The following is a 16,818-nucleotide window of genomic DNA, read 5'->3' as shown; positions in this document are numbered from 1 at the left end:
AATTTTTTATCACAAAGCTAACAATAGCTTAACATTTAACCACTGACTAGAGCTTAACAACTCGTTTACATAATACCTCAGTTTTTTCACCTTACGGTGTCATTAATAATCGGTGTTAGTTTGCTAAAACTAGGAATAAAGATACTGAAAGGGTGCTTTATTTATATAAGACGCAACGCCTGCCTAGATACGTTTTAAACAAATTTCAATCGTGAGCTAAAACGATAAACATGCGTAATTATTTTTACAAAAGAGTAACTAATGATATTCTTTCAGTGCTTTAACGCTGTTAATAAGGAAAGAGTCATGGCAAAGAAGAAGCAACGCACCAAAAAGGATACAGATTTAGAACATGGAGAATCGTCGTCGGAAAGTTATATCTATCAACACCAACGTGGAGAAATAAAAGACAACGCACTTAAGGCATTGGTGACCGACAAACTTTTCAGAGCTAGGGTAGAAAGGCCAAAAAAAGGGAAAGGTTCTTATTCACGCAAAGGGCGCTCGAGAGATAATCAGCGCCCTTTTTTATATGCGCCGCTCTCGCTTACCTTCCGGTTTACCGTTTTGTTTTGCTAGCCCAATGGTACGAAGTACATCAATACGCCCCATGCTGAAATCCAAAAGATAATCAAACCCAAATCAAACCAATCACGCTTTTCTAACATTGCCTTTCTCCTTAACTCTTTCTTCTTTCATCGGCTCTTCCTGGCTGTTCTTGAGAATTAGTCACTAGTACTAATACTGTGTTGTTTCAAACACCCTAAAGTTCCATGAATTGCTAATGTAGCTTTCCGTATCAGTACCAAGCGAGCAGCAAACGGTATGCCAATTTTTATTGGAAAAAGAAAAGCCAACATTCTGAGTCGGCTAGATGGGGAATGGCTAAGAGGGAGTTATTGTCGATGATAAAGATGACATTCGCTATCTGCCACATTTACCAGCTCAAATTTTGTACGCGCATACTCGATAAAGCTTTCAGAAAGCGTTACACCAATTGACATGCTATCGTTTTGTCGATGATTCAACGCATCGTAACCCTCTTTACCTTTCGTCGTGTATGCAGAGGATACTGCGGTGTACCAGATTTCACCGAGAATGGGTGTCCAGCGGTTGTTCTGACGAAAGAGTAAGGTTGTTATCCTTTTACCCATAGGAAGACAAGTATCATAGTCAAACTTGAGATCAGCCAAGTAAGGATAGCTCCCGTCACCAGTGCCCTCTACGCCGTTATTCGTTGCATTATTAATCGCTCCTTCAAGCGCTTCTCTAAATTGGCTTCCTGTCGCTTTGTATTTGACAATATCTATTTCAAACGGCAGTAATCTGCCAGCCACTTCTGCCGCTGTGAGCGGCCCACTCTCTACACTTACTCTGACTCCGCCCGCATTATGTATAGCAAAGTCGATGGTATTGCCCCTTGACCTTGCAGAATACAGCATAGCGTCGCAAACCAATGGCGCTATGCAGCTGCCACCGTCTTCATCAGGAATACGAACATGACGTAAACGAGATGGAACCTGAGTGACAATGTCACTTGTCATTTCTAGAACGGCAGGACGATACTCGTTGTTTAATATTTCAGAAATTTCATTGCTTGAATTGACCAAAATAATTCGGTTCTGTTTCTCTAAATACTGTTTTGCAATGCGTTTTGCATCAGTTATATTTTCTGCCCGGCCTTCACACTCGATAGACATCGACTCATGAAAGTCAGTATCTATCATCAAATAATTTCCACCCGTGTGGTTGATGACTTTCCCTGTATCATCAAACTCCAACTCCACTAAACCAGAAAACATCGCATGGCAACCTGCCTGAAAGACGACAGTATCAGAGACGATACGGCCATAAGGCTCTTCGCTTTCCCAGCCAAAAGCACTGAAATCGCCCTGTAAAGTGTGACTGTGGCCGCCAATGACGACTGATAACCCTTCAATAGCATTAGCCATCTCTAAGTCTGCTTCATAGCCGAGGTGACTGAGTAAAATGATATGTTTGATAGCTTTACTGTGCAGGTAAGCAACCGTGTTTCTTACAACTGTTGTTGCATCTAAAAATGGTGTGTCATCATCAGGGTTCGCAATCGCTGCCATTTTATCTATGCAGATACCAAATATCGCTACTCGGGTATTGCCAAAGTCTTTGTAGATGATGTTTGCCCGTTTTTCATTCGGTGAATAAGGCTGCAACTTTTCTTTATCAGTAAGGCGATTGGATTTCCCTATATCCTCATTACTGATATCCCAGTTTCCTGCAAGAAGGGGGAAATCTATGTGGTCGAGAAATTCAGCAACAGGTGTATTCCCGAGATCCAATTCATGGTTCCCTAAGGTCATTGCATCTAGACCCAATAGATTCAATAACCTTGCATTCACTTCGCCTTTGAATAGGCTGTAATAAAGAGATCCTTGGAAGCAATCACCCGCGTGGAGAAATAAAAATGGGCAATCAGATTCATCTGCCTGTTTCCTGAAGCTGTCGACGGTGTTTTTAATTCTGGCAAAGCCACCGGTGTCCAAACAGACTTTAATGTTCACTTCAGGGATAACAAGCGAGACAGACGTAGGCTCGAAGTGCGAGTGTGTATCGTTGATATGGGCCAAGGAGAGCTTGAAAGTTGATGAAATTGGCATAGATCCCTTAAAAAGTGAAATGCATTTTATCAATGTCACATTCTACACTGCTAAGTTCACAAAAAAACATTCGAATTGTTAATATTTCGACCTAACAGATTGAATTTCAATATTTGGCTGAATCCAAACAGCCAGCCCCATTCAGTCTTTGCCGTTTCAATCGCACCAATGGAGAAGGATGTATGGATGCGCAGGGACAAGTGCTTCTTATTGAAGATGACGACATAGTCAGACAGGCAACTGCACAGTGGTTAGAACTCGCGGGTTTCTCTGTTATTTCCTGTTCTACAGGTTATGCAGCTAAAGATGCGTTAACTGCTGCTTTTCCGGGTGTCGTTGTCAGTGATGTAAAGCTCCCTGATACAGACGGCGTTTCACTGATCAAGGAACTTCAGAACATCATCCCTCAATTGCCCGTTATTTTGATTACAGGGCATGGAGATATCGATATGGCGGTCCGAGCGCTTCGTCTTGGCGCATTCGATTTTCTTGAGAAGCCCTTTGAGCCCACTCGGCTCACTGAAGCTGTCAATTCAGCACTCGCGTTTCGTAAAAACACCGACGACCATGAAGAGAGGCTGGCATATTTAACGCAACTTCATGGTCTCGAAAGCGTTCTAGTCGGCCAAAGCGATGCCATGGTTACCATTCGTAATGAAGTGTTAAAACTCGCAGAAATGGACACTAATGTCATCATTTACGGGGAGACTGGATGTGGTAAGGAGCTTGTAGCTGAGAGTCTTCACAAACATAGCCACCGTGCAAAGGCAGAATTTGTGCCGCTAAACTGTGCCGCGATACCGGAAAACCTGTTTGAAAGTGAATTATTCGGCCATGAAGCGGGGGCATTTACTGGTGCGACCAAGAGACGTATCGGAAAACTGGAATTTGCAGATAAAGGCAGTGTGTTTCTTGATGAAATAGAAAGTGTTCCTCTGAACATGCAAGTTAAACTCCTCAGAGCCATTCAGGAACAACTGATTGAACGGGTTGGGTCTAATGAGAGTAAACCAATAAACATCCGATGTATCGCTGCAGCCAAGGAAGATCTTAAACTACATTCGGGTTTTCGTCAGGATTTGTATTATCGACTCAATGTTTCGCATATTGTCATCCCTCCTCTCAGAGAGAGAACGGAAGACATACCCTTGCTCTTTGCTCACTTTATTGGCGAATTGAATGTAATGAGAGAATTAAGTCTGAACGACAGGGACGCCCTTATTGGTTACAACTGGCCAGGTAATGTGCGGGAACTAAGAAACGTAGCAACGCGTTTTGCGTTGGATGAGAGCGTGTCTGTTGGTGAAATACTCGCCAGTGGGCCTGACGCTCCGAAAGCAAATTCCAAAACGATGTTGCCTCTATCGATACAAATGCAAAACGCGGAACGACAGATCCTTCAAGATGCATTAAAAAGGCATAAAGGCCATATACAGGCAGTCATGGAAGAGCTCGATTTACCGAGACGTACCATCAACCAAAAGATGCAAAAACATGGACTCAATCGCTCAGATTTCACCAGCCCTTCAAACTGAGTCGATGTAATTAAGTGACCTTAAACTATTAGCCTTAGATGAAAAACACACGGATGACTTTTAAATGAATTGGCAAAAAATTGCTCATAACATAAGAGAATAAGTGTGATACTGCTCAACGGTTTATTGTTAATGCCTTTATCTAAAGGGAACTTTGCCAGTTTTACGTTGTGTGTAATAGGCAAAATTTTGCTGGTATCTTTATATCATCATCAGCATAACTTTGCTCATTTCCTTTTCCTCCCTCAGTCAATTTGTTATAAATCAAAGAGTTAATTATTGGCATACTAAATGCTGTATAGCGGCGACGTGATACAAAATGATTCTTAGGGAAGTGCTTTACATGCACTCATCATGGAGAAGACAATGAAAATAACATCATTCATCAAACATGCAGCCATTACAGCGAGCCTTCTGACTACCTTTGGTATGACTGCCAGTGTAAACGCTGCGGAAAACAGGAGCTACATTCTTGCCACGGCTTCAACGGGAGGAACTTACTACCCGGTCGGTGTTGCACTTGCCACTCTAAGCAAAATTAAACTAGAGCCGAAACATAAATTTTCTCTTTCAGCAATCAGCTCTGCCGGGTCCGGTGAAAACGTTAAACTGCTGCGAGAAAATGAAGCCCAGTTTGCGATCCTTCAAGGACTTTATGGTGCATGGGCATGGAACGGTGACGGTAAACTGAAACAGTCAGGTCCCCAGAAAGACCTCAGATCAGTGTCCATGTTGTGGCAAAACGTTGAGCATTTCGTTATCAAATCAGATTTAGTCAAAAAGGGGGATGTTTCAGACCTCAATAAACTAAAAGATAAAAAATTCTCAATTGGTAAGAAAAATTCAGGTACAGAAGGATCTGGCCGTCACATTATGTCGGGCCTCAATGTAAATCCAGATTCATTCAACCTTGCCTACATGGGGTATGGTGCAAGTGCCGACGCATTACAAAATGGCGCTATTCAGGGCATGAACACACCCGCGGGTGTACCTGTGAGTGCTGTAACCCGTGCATTTGCGGCAATGGGCGACAACATTACCCTACTCTCTTTCACTGATAAGCAAATCAAAGATGCCAATAATGGCTATCAACTCTGGACACGTTACGAGGTACCAGCCAACACCTACCCCGGACAGACAAAAGCGGTAAACACTGTTGCACAACCCAACTTTCTTGCTGCCCGTCATGACATCAGCGAAGAAGATGTATACCTCCTGACAAAAACGATCTATGAGAACCTGCCTTTCCTCAATGGTATTCACAAAGCGACTAAAGCGATGGCTATTGAAAAGGCGATAGCAGGGTTACCTGTCCCACTACACCCAGGTGCAGCACGTTTTTATAAAGAGCAAGGCCTAACAATCCCTGACCATTTGATTTCGAACTAACGAAACCGATCAATGACATAGCCGGACAAATGTCCGGCTCAGTTTGACGCTAAGATATTCACTTTATCGATGAGTGGGTGTCTATTATCTGTTTGTTCTGGAGTCATAATGACCAAGCATTCTATCGAGAACAGCGGAGACAAAGGCCAAGAAAGCTTGTCTCAATTTGAGCTGTCACAAAGAACACAGTTTCCGCTGCTAGGTAAAATTATCACCGTTATTGGCGTGGTGATGGCTGTTCTTCATATTTGGTTCAATACACTTGCTACTCTTCCTGAGCTTTGGGTTTCCGTAACCCATTTTGCAGGCTTTGCTGTTTTGTGTGCGCTGACCTACCCCGCAGCGAGACGCTTTTCGAACAGTAAGCCCGCATTATTCTTCGACGTATTTATTGCTATTGGCGCGGTCGCTTGCCTTGTCTATATTCCGCTTGCTGAAGATGCGCTTTATGAGCGCGGAGTGACCTTCGTGGCAACAGATTGGTTTTTCTCAATCTTAGCATACTGATTGTTCTTGAGTTAATCAGACGAACCATGGGTTGGTTCATACCCGTACTGATTGTGGTTGCCCTGAGCTATGTCGTCTGGTGGGGAAGCCTGATAAATGGCGTGTTCTCATTTCCGGGGTTATCAGCTGAAACGGTCCTTTACCGCAGTTTCTACAGCTCAGAGGGTCTGTTTGGTCCGATATCCAGGATTTCATGGAGCTATGTCTTCATGTTTATCCTGTTCGGTGCATTTTTAGTGAAGTCTGGTGCCGGAGACTTCATTATCGATGTGTCACGTGCCGTCGCTGGAAAAATCATTGGTGGACCGGGATTTGTTGCTGTGCTTGGCTCAGGCCTCATGGGGTCGGTCTCCGGTTCAAGCGTCGCAAACACTGTCTCTACAGGTGTCATCACCATTCCGCTGATGAAAAAAGCGGGGTTTCCCGCCCGTTTTTCCGCAGGCGTTGAAGCTGCCGCATCAACAGGGGGACAACTCATGCCACCGGTCATGGGGGCTGGCGCTTTTATAATGGCGTCGTACACGCAAATCCCTTATGTTGAGATAATTGCCGTATCATTCGTTCCCGCCCTTATCTACTTTCTCTCTGTCGCGTTTTTCGTTCGGATTGAGGCCAAAAGAAGTGGTGTACAGCACGTCGAAAATAGCACAGAGCCCGTATCAAAAGTGCTCGTTCGTGGTTGGCATTACCTTATTCCCCTCGCTGTTCTTGTCGCACTGCTAATTAGTGGGTTTACGCCAACTTACGCTGCTGGACTGTCAATTCTCTCGGTGATTGCTGCGTCATGGTTATCGCCCAACAAAATGGGGCCTAGGGAAATTGTCGATGCACTTTCTCAAGGCTCGAAAAACATGGTAACGACAGCGGTATTGCTGACTGGCATTGGTCTTGTTGTCAACGTCATCAGCACAACGGGAGTTGGCAATACCTTCTCACTGATGATTAACAGTTGGTCTGATGGCAGCCTATTAACCATGTTGGTACTTGTTGCAATCGCTTCTTTGGTGCTTGGTATGGGACTTCCTGTTACTGCGTCATATATCGTGCTGGGCACACTGTCAGCACCCGCAATTTATAGCCTGATTGCTGAGCAGCAACTTCTCGATGTTTTAGTAAACGGACAGCTACCTGAACAGGCCAGAGCTATTTTCTTGCTTGTCGCACCTGATAAAATCGATGCATTAACACAGCCAATGACGCTTGTTGAAGCAACGTCATTGATAAGTCTTGTGCCGGATGACTTCAAGGCCACACTCCTTGAGCAAGGCTTGGGTCTGGAAAAGGTAGGACTTGCTCTGCTGACTGCGCACCTGATTATTTTTTGGTTATCTCAAGACAGTAATGTGACACCACCTGTATGCCTGACCGCCTTTGCGGCAGCTACAATCGCTAAAACTCCACCGATGAAGACGGGTTTCACCGCTTGGAAGATTGCCAAAGGTCTCTACTTGGTGCCGTTACTTATGGCTTATACACCGCTTGTTAATGGTGATATGTACCAAGTTATGATCGTGGGCGGTTTCTCTTTGATAGGAACCTGGGCACTTGTCGGTGCAATGGAAGGGTACTTAGAAGGAGAATTAAGTATTGTACTTCGGGCTGTATCTCTGGTGAGTGCTATTTTGCTCATGTGGCCAAGCTTTGACATGAGCTTAAAAGTCTTAGGGTTAGTGATGTTCAGCTTTCTCTTCGTCATTACACGTAAACAGTACGCGTTGGCGAATACCAGCGCCTAGATAAAACACTTGAGCAACATGTGTTCCCAATATTCATGCACAACATGTTGCTCATTATTGCCTCTCCCCGACAGGGTTCTTGAATACTTGGAAGGCAAGAGTAAACGTCATACCTCGATCATTATTGACCAATGCAGACGCTGCCCCACCAATGTCACGCATACTGTTGGCAGTAATCGCAAGCCCCAGACCAAGGCCCTCTCCCATCTTCTTACTGGTATAAAAAGGTTCAAAGACTCTTTGAATATCAGGTTCGGAGACACCCTCGCCATTATCTTTAATTTCTAGAATGATTTGCTCATCCTCATCGATATCAGACGCGCGTACTTTGGCTGCAATGGTTATGGTTGGTGAATCAGTGCCATGAACTGCATCAAGCGCATTCGTCAGCAAATTACCGACAGCTTGTTCAACTCTCTGAGGCTCTCCAAGCACTAATGGCAGAGACTTATCCAGAACGGTGCTAACGTTGACTGATTGAAGGCGATGTTGATTTAACATCAACAGACGTTCAACGATGGTATTCAAAGATAGTGGCGTAAGCTCGCTTGGACGATTAAAGGCAAATGTTTTGAGTTGCGACGTCATAGATGCCATGCGATCAATCAAGGTATCTACCAATGACATATTAGTGCGTAATGTATCCAATTGTTGGCGTTCGATAAGCAGAGAACTGCTAGAAAGGAGGGTTTTTAGTCCCGTCAGGGGCTGATTCAGTTCATGCACGATGGCAGATGACATACGTCCCATCGCTGCAAGCTTTTGTTGCTCAATCAGCGCCTCTTTCGCGGATTCAAGCTCAGCCGTCCGCCGTGTCACCCTTTTCTCCAATTCAATGTTCAGCTCATGGAGGGCTTGCTCGGCTTTTTTTCGCTTGCTGATATCAAGCAAGGTAACAAGATATGCCTGCTCTCCCCCCTGAGGAAAGGATGTGATTGAAAACATTAGAGGGAAGCGAGAGCCGTCAGTACGTTCAGCGATAACCTCAACACCTGTTAGTTCAACCCCTTCAATATCTTCTCTAAGTCGCTTGAGTACGATATTTACTGCCTCATTGTGCTCAGAGTCAGGAAAAAGTTGCCATAATGGCATGCCCGACGCCATCGAGTCTGAAAGGTTAAAATAGCGCTTCGCCATAGGGTTAACAAATAAGGTCTCCCCTGAACGATCAAGAATCACGAGACCTACATTAGTACGAGAGATAATTCTGGCTAACTGTTGTTCTGACTCCGCCACGGTTTGCTGAAGAACCTCACGAGCATTAAGTCGACGCTTACGCTCGACGAGGAATAGCATCAGTGCTATCAATGCAATAGAGAGGGTAAGTGTGATCATAGAAGCGCCGAAAGCATAGGCTTCGATTGACTTTAACGGGGTCAGAAAAAACACCTGCCAACCCACATCATCCAGATAAACACTCTGTTGCAAATAGCGAAAACCATCTCCTGACACCACAATATCAACTGAAAAGCCTTCTCCCAGTTGTTTGGCAGAAGTGACAACATTTTGCTTGGGAAAGTCGCCTCGAACATCGATAAAAAAGTTACCCTGACCATCACTCACCGATACGTGCTCATCGGCTGCTGACCATGATTCCTCCAGTTTCGTCAGTTCAAGACGTGCTAAAGAAATACCAGCAAAGCCTGTTTGGTTGTAAACAGGAGCAGCAAAATAATGGAAGACGGGGGAAGAGGAAAGATCAGTAGTCATTACTACTTCTCCACCCGAGTCTGCGAGTTTTTCTTGTAAACGGATTCCAATATTAAGCGGTGTTATATCGGAGCGGCTGCTCGAAACTGTTCGTCCACTGGCATTAAGAATGTACCAACCAGATGTCACAGCAGCCTTGTCCATGTCAGCGAGAAATGCGTCACTCTGAGCCTGAAAGGTCTCATCACCAGACAGAAGTAGCTTAACTTCAGGTTTGCTTGAGGCTAAATACGGGAGCACTCTGTAATCCGAAAGAACACGTCTGATATCACTGACATAGGATAGCAGTCTGTTTTCGCCTTCCTCGTGGGCATTGGTAAGAAGGTGTGTCGTAACGACGTCGCGAACCACCCAAGTCATCGCGGAGACAATACTGATACTGAGCAAACTCACACAGACCAGCATCAATAACTTTTGACGTAGCGTTCTTTTGATACTTTTCACGTGTGCGCTTTTCATACTCAGCACTCCCTGTCGAACGAAAACCACCAAAAGCAAACTTAGTGGTTGCGACCATTCCTACTCATCAAAAGTAACTTTTTCTATATGAATCAGAAGGTAATATGTTTGACTTTATGCCCTGAGAGTACGTATTTCAAGACAAATAAAAGAAGTACGACGAGAACTTGACCGTAAAACCAACAACCAAGCAGGAAACCGCCAAGATCCACCAGCGAAGTTCATCTTTACTGAGGTTGCTTGTATTAAAGAACACAGCACTGACGTGGTGCCAGTCGCCTGTTCGACTCGCATATTGAAATGCTGATCTGGCAAGCATCAAGCTACCCGTTATCAGTAACACGGTTTCAAGCGCATAGAAGACTGTTTGCCAGTACATACACGTCCTTTTATAAGACCCAACACTAATATAAAACAGACATTTATTCCTTTCTCAAGTATTTGCCTGCTATTTGAGGATCATTCATAGTGTTACCACTCAGTTTAGACAAAGGAAATGCAAAACATGTCTCAAAAGGTTGCGTTTATTGGCTTGGGAAACATGGGGTATCCCATGGCAAGCCATGTTTCGGCATCAGGTTACCCCATTAATGTATTTAACCGCACGACAGAAAAGGCCGCTAAATGGTGCAATGAACATTCAGGGCAAGCCTCTCACTCACCGTCAGAAGCGGCCCAAAGCGCTGATATCATTCTCATCTGTGTTGGCAAAGATCAGGATGTGCTGGACATTATGACCGGAGACGATGGTATTCTCTCATCAGTAAAAAAAGGTGCTGTAATCGTCGACCACACAACTACTTCAGCTCAGTTAGCGAAGGACATGGCTGGCTTGTGCGAGACAAAAGGGGTTCACTTTATCGACGCGCCAGTTTCTGGTGGGCAAGCTGGAGCAGAGAACGGACAACTTGCAGTAATGGCAGGTGGCCATCAGCAAACTCTCGATAGGGTGCTATCCATACTGAATTGCTATTCAAGAGTTGTTACTTTGATGGGCCCGACAGGCTCAGGACAACTTTGTAAGATGGTTAACCAAATCAGTGTTACGGGTGTTCTGCAAAGTCTGTCTGAGGCGGTCAATTTTGCTCAAAAAGCAGAACTCGACATTGAAAAGGTATTCTCAACCCTCTCTCAGGGAGCAGCCGGTTCATGGCAAATGGCGAATCGCTCCAATACGATGGCGCAAAACGAATTTGACTTTGGGTTTGCCATCGAATGGATGATCAAAGATTTGGCTATTGCCTTGAAGAAGGTAAGCGGCTCAACGCTCCTTTACCGCTAACTAAAAAAACATTTGAAACTTATCAGTCTCTCAGTCGGCAAGGGCTAAGCCGCAAAGACATATCAGCGCTCATCAAACAATTTGAAGACGGCCAGCAGCATCAGTCATAAGATGAAGGCAGGCTTTAGGGCGCGTCAGTCAATACACCGTTCCGGTAGTCCTGAAGCGCCTGCTCAATTTCTTCATCAGTGTTCATGACAAAGGGGCCGTAATGTGCGACTGGTTCGTTAATTACCTGTCCGGCAAGAAGCAACACTCCTGAGTCTTCAAGCGCTTCGATGTTTAGCGCTTCACCATGATTCAAAAGTGCAAAGTGCCCTTCAGATATCATGTCTTCTGATACAACGACGCGGCCAGAATACACGTAAAGCATTGCGTTGAATGATTCCTCAAACACCAACGTCCTGGACTTACCCGACGCAGCTTGCCAATCGGCAATGAGTGCCGGCACTCCTGTACGTTGAAGAGGCCCGCTTAGTAATGCCTCTCCATCAGACACATCCCCTGATATCACTCTCAAAAGGTTCCCTTCCCCTTCAGAGTATTCAGTGATCTGAGGTGACTGAAAGTCTTCATACTGTGAAGGTTGCATCTTCTTTGTCGCAGGTAGGTTTAACCAAATCTGAAACCCATGCAACATGCCTCCGTCCATAATTGGCATTTCGCTATGAATGACACCCCTTCCAGCGCTCATCCATTGCGCTCCACCTGTTTTGAGTGACCCAGTATTACCCATGTGATCTTTGTGCTCAAAGTGACCTTGTAACATATAGGTTAAGGTCTCAATACCCCGGTGCGGATGGGGCGGAAACCCACCAATATAATCTTCGGGGTCATCACTTTTTAACTCGTCAACGAGCAGGAATGGACTGAATTCCAGCGGGTTTTCGAAGCCATGTATTCGATTGATGTTAACACCGTCACCATCCGACGAAGGGTGACTCTTTATCTTCCTTATCGTGTTACGGCATTTCATAACAATCCTAAATATTGTTTAATTGGAATAAACAATATCCTAGTTCGGAAAAATCAAAAAACAAACTTGTCATTTGTTCTCAGTCATAACAGTGGGCAATAATACGAGAAATTTAGGATATAAAAAAAGCAGCCTTACTTGGCTGCTTTCTTAATGCGGATGTTCTTTTAATCTTTCTTATTAAAGACATAGAACTGGGTAGAGAGAGGGGCAATATCGAGTGCAATAGACTGTGGCAAAGTATGACTTTCAACATTTTCAGTCTCGATAACCTTATCGATTGAAAAGTCGCTACCGTGATATTTCTTATCATCAGTATTCAATATCAATTCATATTGACCAACAACTGGCACACCCAATCTATAAGCCTCACGTGGCACTGGCGTAAAGTTGCTCACTACAAGAATACGCTGCCCGTCTCGGTCAAAACGCTCATGAATAAGCACAGAGCGCTCGCTATCATCCTGCATGCGCCACTCAAAACCTTCAGGATCACAGTCGAGCTGATGGAGGGCACTGTAATCTCGGTAGAGGCAGTTCAAATCTTTGACCAAGCTCTGCACACCGGAGTGGCGCTCATAGTCAAGCAAGAACCACTGCAACTGATTGTCATGATCCCACTCAGCAGTCTGGCCAATTTCCGTGCCCATGAAATTCAGTTTCTTACCGGGCTGACCATACATATAACCAAGGTAAGCTCTTAGGTTAGCCGTCTTTTGCCATTCGTCACCCGGCATTTTGTCATGCACAGCACCCTTACCATAAACGACCTCGTCGTGTGACAAGGAGAGAACATAGTTTTCACTGAAGGCGTAGACCATCGGAAACGTGACAGTGTCATGATGATATTTTCTGTGTACAGGCGCTTCCTGAATGTAGCTCAGGCTATCGTGCATCCAACCCATGTTCCACTTGAAGCCGAAACCAAGCCCACCCATCGACGTTGGACGAGATACACCCGAAAATGCTGTTGATTCCTCTGCAATGGTCAGCGCATTTGGAAAGTGTTTGTAGACTTCTTCATTCATCCAACGCAGAAGGCTGATTGCGTCATAATTTTCATTACCGCCATCTGCATTAGGTATCCACTGGTCGTGATCACGTGAGTAATCGAGGTATAGCATTGATGCAACAGCGTCTACTCTGAGTCCATCGATATGAAATTCTTCGAGCCAGAAAAGCGCATTAGATACCAAGAATCGTCTCACATGATCGCGACCATAATCGTAAATATAACTATTCCAATCCTGATGCCAACCTCGACGAGGATCAGGGTCGTTGAACAAGGAGGTACCATCAAAGTTTGCCAAGCCATGCTCATCGGATGGGAAATGCGCTGGCACCCAGTCGAGCACCACACCGATGCCCGCTTGGTGACAGGTATCGACAAAGTATTTGAAATCATCAGGCGTGCCATAACGGCTGGTCGGTGCAAACATGCCTATCGGCTGATAGCCCCATGACCCGTAGAACGGGTGTTCAGAGACTGGCATTAGCTCTACATGGCTATACCCCATTTCTTTGAGGTACGGCACCAGATGTTCAGCCAGGTCACGATAGGTGAACATATCTCCATTCTCATGACGGCGCCACGACCCCGCATGAAGTTCATAAAACGACAGTGGCATTTCATGTTTAGTTTCAGTCTCACGGGTCTGCCATTTTGTATCCTGCCATTCATAGGCTTTGCGGTCGTAAACCAATGACGAAAATGATGGGTACTGTTCGCCATGAATGCCCCAAGGATCCATCTTATGTGGCAGGGTGTTCCCTGCAGAATCCTTGAGTTCAAACTTGTAGCGACTACCTGCATCAAGTTCAGGGATAAAAATCGCCCAATGGCCATGATCAACGCGCTGCATCGGCGTTCGTCGGCCATCCCAACTGTTAAAGTCGCCAATCACACTCACCGATGAGGCATGTGGAGCAAACACCACAAAACGAGTACCTATGACTGATTTTCCACCGCGCGCCAGAGATAAACGTTGCGCGCCCATCTCTTTGTGCATCTTGACCGGATCGAAAATTGTCTCTTCGCTCGGCATGACCTGATGAAACTGGTAGGGGTCGAAGAGAGTTTGTTGAGACTCGCCCCAGTTAATCATCAATTGATAGAGTTCACCTGTTAGGTCTCTGCTTGACGCTAAAGTAAAGCCCGCAGAGTCCCCGTCACGTTGTAATGGAAGAGACTTTCCATCAGCCAAAACAACGGAAACATCGTGAGCACCCGGCAACCACACCCTCAGTGAAGTTGGTTCTTTCTCAGTGTTTGAACGGTATTGCGGTCCCAGAAACGCGAAGGGGTCTGAAAATGCAGCACTTTCGAGTTGTGCATAAACGTCCTTTTCAGGACAGGAAATAGTCAAAGGTGTCTCCTTAAGATTCGGTGCCACTGGCTGCAGTTCTTTTTCTGGTTAATTGTTGAGCCAATTCTTTTATGTCTGGTTTTGAGAAAATCTCTTCGAGTGAAGCAGAAAGTTTTCGACGCCAGTTTGGGTATTCCGTGCTCGTACCTGGCACGTTAACGGGGTTATCCATCTCAAGCCAATCTTCAAGTTGGATACTCAGTAAAGCGCTGGTACCACTTGCCAGATGTAAGTGCATAGCATGATTGAGATAGCTGTCCATAGGAACATATGCCGCATCATGACCAATACCGTCAGACAACACACCATGCCATCTTAAACTGTCCAGTAATCGTTGCTTGTTTTCAGCACGCCCCCGATAAAGCGCATCAATTTCTTCAGGGTCTGTGTACAAACCCAGTTTCTCACCAAGCTTCAGGTCCTCACAATGCCAAAAACCTTTCAGTGTTGGCATGTCGTGCGTGCATAATGTGGCCATTGATTGGGGGGCGTAGTGAGACGGGGAAAAGTATCCGCCATCTTCAGCCACTTCAAAGAACAGTACTTTATACGAGTAAATACCTGCATCGTTAAGAAGTAATACGATTTCGTCCGGCACAGTACCAAGATCTTCGCCGATAACACTACACTTAAACCTGTGACTTTCAAGCGCAAGGATCGACAGTAAGTCATTCACTTTGTTATATATGTAGGCACCATCACATGCTGAGCGACCTTTAGGTACCCACCAGAGACGTAGTAAGCCTAAGATATGGTCAATACGCAGTGCTCCGCAATGCTGCATGTTTGCTCTGAGTAGCTCAATAAACGGCTTGTAAGCGTTGTTTCGCATGCTGTCAGGGTTAAAAGGCGGAAGTCCCCAATTTTGACCCAGCGGCCCAAGTACATCCGGCGGTGCACCGATACTGGCATCCAACACCAAGTCGCCCTCATCGGCCCAAGTTTCTGAACCCGAATTACAAACACCAACAGCAAGATCACGATAAAGGCCCAGCTTCATACCACTGTCCATAGCCTCAGCTTGCACTGATTCGAGCTGTTGCTTAGCCGTCCATTGTAGAAACATGAAAAATTCAACGTGATCGGCATTTTCGGTCGCAAACTGTTTGACTGCAGACTTGGAAAAGTGCTGATATTTTTCAGGAAAGACTGGCCAGCCCCACACGGCTTCTTTAACGCCATCTCTTAATTCACTTGCACTAACATCCTGATTAAGATGTGTATGTAATGCATCAAACGTCGCTTGACGATACAAGCTCTCTCCACCTTCACGAATAAAGTCAGAGAATTGCAGAGCTCGCGATGAATCTGCTTTCAGAGATTTGAACGCAGTAAATAACAACCTCAGCACTGGAAATTTTAAAGACGCCACGCCGGTGTAATCAACGTATTCTGAATTGCGCACCGTTTTCAGTTGCTGTTGAAAGCTCTCATCCGAAACAAATTCTTGCGCTTCTTTACAGGCATTGAATTCAGGCACAGCAGCAACATCAATATACAAGACATTCAGCCAAGATCTGGATGACGGACTATACGGGCTGGCAGACTCCGGAGTTGCGGGGAACAGCGCATGGATAGGATTAATGCCAACAAAGTCGCCACCTTGTTTGGCGACTTCAGAAACCAACAGACGCAGGTCGCTAAAATCCCCGATGCCCCAGTTTGACTCGCTACGTAAAGTATATAGTTGCGCGCTTGGCCCCCATAACTTCTGCTCCTCTCGCAGTGCTGCAGATTTAAAGCACTGCTCGGGCGCGACAATGAGGGTCATAGTAATCGGCGATTTTCTGCGCTTACGGGTAAGAGAAAACTGATGATATCCAACGGGCAGAGATTCCGGCAAAGAAATAATAAGTTCGCCGCCGTCTACGCGGGTATCACTGGCAACCAGAGTCGAAAGCTCACCGAATAGTTTCTGTCCACATTCCGTATCTAATCGCCAGCTAAACTCCGATAGGCGTGCACTTTTAGATACATTGACGTGAATATGTTTTTGCTGAGTTTGCTTAAAAACAGAAACAGGAGAAAGTATGTCCTTTTGACTTTTTCTCTCTGCCGACTTGATCAGTGCTTTCTCGGAACTTAAATCGTAACCGAGTGCAGTAAGGAGTGCTTCCTGTATTTTGCTATCGACGACAGCGCCTTTTCCCCATGCATCGATATATTCAGCAGCAATGCCTGCTTCATGGGCTATCTGTGAAATCGTTGAATTCATATTCCCT

General features: G+C 45.3%; 11 protein-coding genes and 1 pseudogene. 6 read left to right on the top strand and 6 right to left on the bottom strand.

The genetic code is table 11. The annotated features are described in order from the left end of the window. Window positions 1–306 precede the first annotated feature (306 nt). The gene (locus tag CS022_RS02665) at window positions 307–579 is read left to right on the top strand and encodes a ribosome alternative rescue factor ArfA (protein ID WP_129120976.1); all 273 of its coding nucleotides are present in this window, start codon (window positions 307–309) and stop codon (window positions 577–579) included. Window positions 580–896: 317 nt separating this feature from the next. Here the strand turns inward: CS022_RS02665 and CS022_RS02660 are convergent, their stop codons facing one another. After that, a complete protein-coding gene (locus CS022_RS02660) occupies window positions 897–2,636 on the bottom strand; it encodes a bifunctional metallophosphatase/5'-nucleotidase (RefSeq protein WP_129120975.1) in 1,740 nt (579 codons plus the stop codon). 182 nt (window positions 2,637–2,818) lie between these two features. Here CS022_RS02660 and CS022_RS02655 point away from each other — a divergent pair, with 182 nt between their 5' ends. The 4 genes from CS022_RS02655 (at window position 2,819) to CS022_RS02645 (ending at window position 7,803) form a co-directional block, all read left to right on the top strand. Continuing rightward, entirely contained in the window at window positions 2,819–4,171 is a 1,353-nt protein-coding gene (locus tag CS022_RS02655) for a sigma-54-dependent transcriptional regulator (protein ID WP_129120974.1), read from the top strand. Window positions 4,172–4,537: 366 nt separating this feature from the next. After that, window positions 4,538–5,560 (top strand): TAXI family TRAP transporter solute-binding subunit, encoded by a 1,023-nt coding sequence (locus tag CS022_RS02650; protein WP_129120973.1) that lies wholly within the window; start codon window positions 4,538–4,540, stop codon window positions 5,558–5,560. A gap of 108 nt (window positions 5,561–5,668) precedes the next feature. Beyond that, the gene (locus tag CS022_RS27920) at window positions 5,669–6,067 is read left to right on the top strand and encodes a hypothetical protein (RefSeq protein WP_408057197.1); all 399 of its coding nucleotides are present in this window, start codon (window positions 5,669–5,671) and stop codon (window positions 6,065–6,067) included. A gap of 26 nt (window positions 6,068–6,093) precedes the next feature. Then, window positions 6,094–7,803 (top strand): TRAP transporter permease, encoded by a 1,710-nt coding sequence (locus CS022_RS02645; protein WP_408057196.1) that lies wholly within the window; start codon window positions 6,094–6,096, stop codon window positions 7,801–7,803. Between the two features lie 54 nt (window positions 7,804–7,857). On the opposite strand, the gene CS022_RS02640 is transcribed toward CS022_RS02645, so the two are convergent. Further along, window positions 7,858–9,972, bottom strand: coding sequence for a sensor histidine kinase (locus CS022_RS02640; RefSeq protein WP_129120972.1), 2,115 nt, complete (start codon window positions 9,970–9,972; stop codon window positions 7,858–7,860). A gap of 136 nt (window positions 9,973–10,108) precedes the next feature. After that, window positions 10,109–10,351, bottom strand: a complete 243-nt coding sequence (locus CS022_RS02635; RefSeq protein ID WP_129120971.1) for a hypothetical protein — start codon at window positions 10,349–10,351, stop codon at window positions 10,109–10,111. A 126-nt stretch (window positions 10,352–10,477) separates the two neighbouring features. Here CS022_RS02635 and CS022_RS02630 point away from each other — a divergent pair. Further along, window positions 10,478–11,364: pseudogene (locus CS022_RS02630) on the top strand (NAD(P)-dependent oxidoreductase). A 14-nt stretch (window positions 11,365–11,378) separates the two neighbouring features. Here the strand turns inward: CS022_RS02630 and CS022_RS02625 are convergent. The 3 genes from CS022_RS02625 to malQ all read right to left on the bottom strand — a co-directional run bounded on the left by CS022_RS02625 (window position 11,379) and on the right by malQ (window position 16,811). Further along, window positions 11,379–12,230: a pirin family protein gene (locus CS022_RS02625; RefSeq protein ID WP_129120970.1), complete on the bottom strand. Its 852-nt coding sequence runs from the start codon at window positions 12,228–12,230 to the stop codon at window positions 11,379–11,381. Between the two features lie 167 nt (window positions 12,231–12,397). Next, on the bottom strand, window positions 12,398–14,596 hold the full coding sequence (gene glgB / locus CS022_RS02620; protein ID WP_129120969.1) for a 1,4-alpha-glucan branching protein GlgB: 2,199 nt from the start codon (window positions 14,594–14,596) through the stop codon (window positions 12,398–12,400). 10 nt (window positions 14,597–14,606) lie between these two features. Further along, window positions 14,607–16,811, bottom strand: coding sequence for a 4-alpha-glucanotransferase (gene malQ / locus CS022_RS02615; protein ID WP_129120968.1), 2,205 nt, complete (start codon window positions 16,809–16,811; stop codon window positions 14,607–14,609). Window positions 16,812–16,818 lie beyond the last annotated feature (7 nt).

The sequence above is a fragment of the Veronia nyctiphanis genome (genome assembly GCF_004116385.1).
Classification (GTDB): domain Bacteria; phylum Pseudomonadota; class Gammaproteobacteria; order Enterobacterales; family Vibrionaceae; genus Veronia; species Veronia nyctiphanis.
The sequence above is the reverse complement of the archived record's forward strand: the minus strand, read 5'-3'. Positions and strand labels throughout refer to the sequence as shown.

Excerpts from the sequence above, each read along its gene's own strand:
- CS022_RS02665 (WP_129120976.1), top strand. The coding sequence starts at position 307 with ATGGCAAAGAAGAAGCAACGCACCAAAAAGGATACAGATTTAGAACAT.
- CS022_RS02660 (WP_129120975.1), bottom strand. The coding sequence starts at position 2,636 with ATGCCAATTTCATCAACTTTCAAGCTCTCCTTGGCCCATATCAACGAT.
- CS022_RS02655 (WP_129120974.1), top strand. The coding sequence starts at position 2,819 with ATGGATGCGCAGGGACAAGTGCTTCTTATTGAAGATGACGACATAGTC.
- CS022_RS02650 (WP_129120973.1), top strand. The coding sequence starts at position 4,538 with ATGAAAATAACATCATTCATCAAACATGCAGCCATTACAGCGAGCCTT.
- CS022_RS27920 (WP_408057197.1), top strand. The coding sequence starts at position 5,669 with ATGACCAAGCATTCTATCGAGAACAGCGGAGACAAAGGCCAAGAAAGC.
- CS022_RS02645 (WP_408057196.1), top strand. The coding sequence starts at position 6,094 with ATGGGTTGGTTCATACCCGTACTGATTGTGGTTGCCCTGAGCTATGTC.
- CS022_RS02640 (WP_129120972.1), bottom strand. The coding sequence starts at position 9,972 with ATGAAAAGCGCACACGTGAAAAGTATCAAAAGAACGCTACGTCAAAAG.
- CS022_RS02635 (WP_129120971.1), bottom strand. The coding sequence starts at position 10,351 with ATGTACTGGCAAACAGTCTTCTATGCGCTTGAAACCGTGTTACTGATA.
- CS022_RS02625 (WP_129120970.1), bottom strand. The coding sequence starts at position 12,230 with ATGAAATGCCGTAACACGATAAGGAAGATAAAGAGTCACCCTTCGTCG.
- malQ (WP_129120968.1), bottom strand. The coding sequence starts at position 16,811 with ATGAATTCAACGATTTCACAGATAGCCCATGAAGCAGGCATTGCTGCT.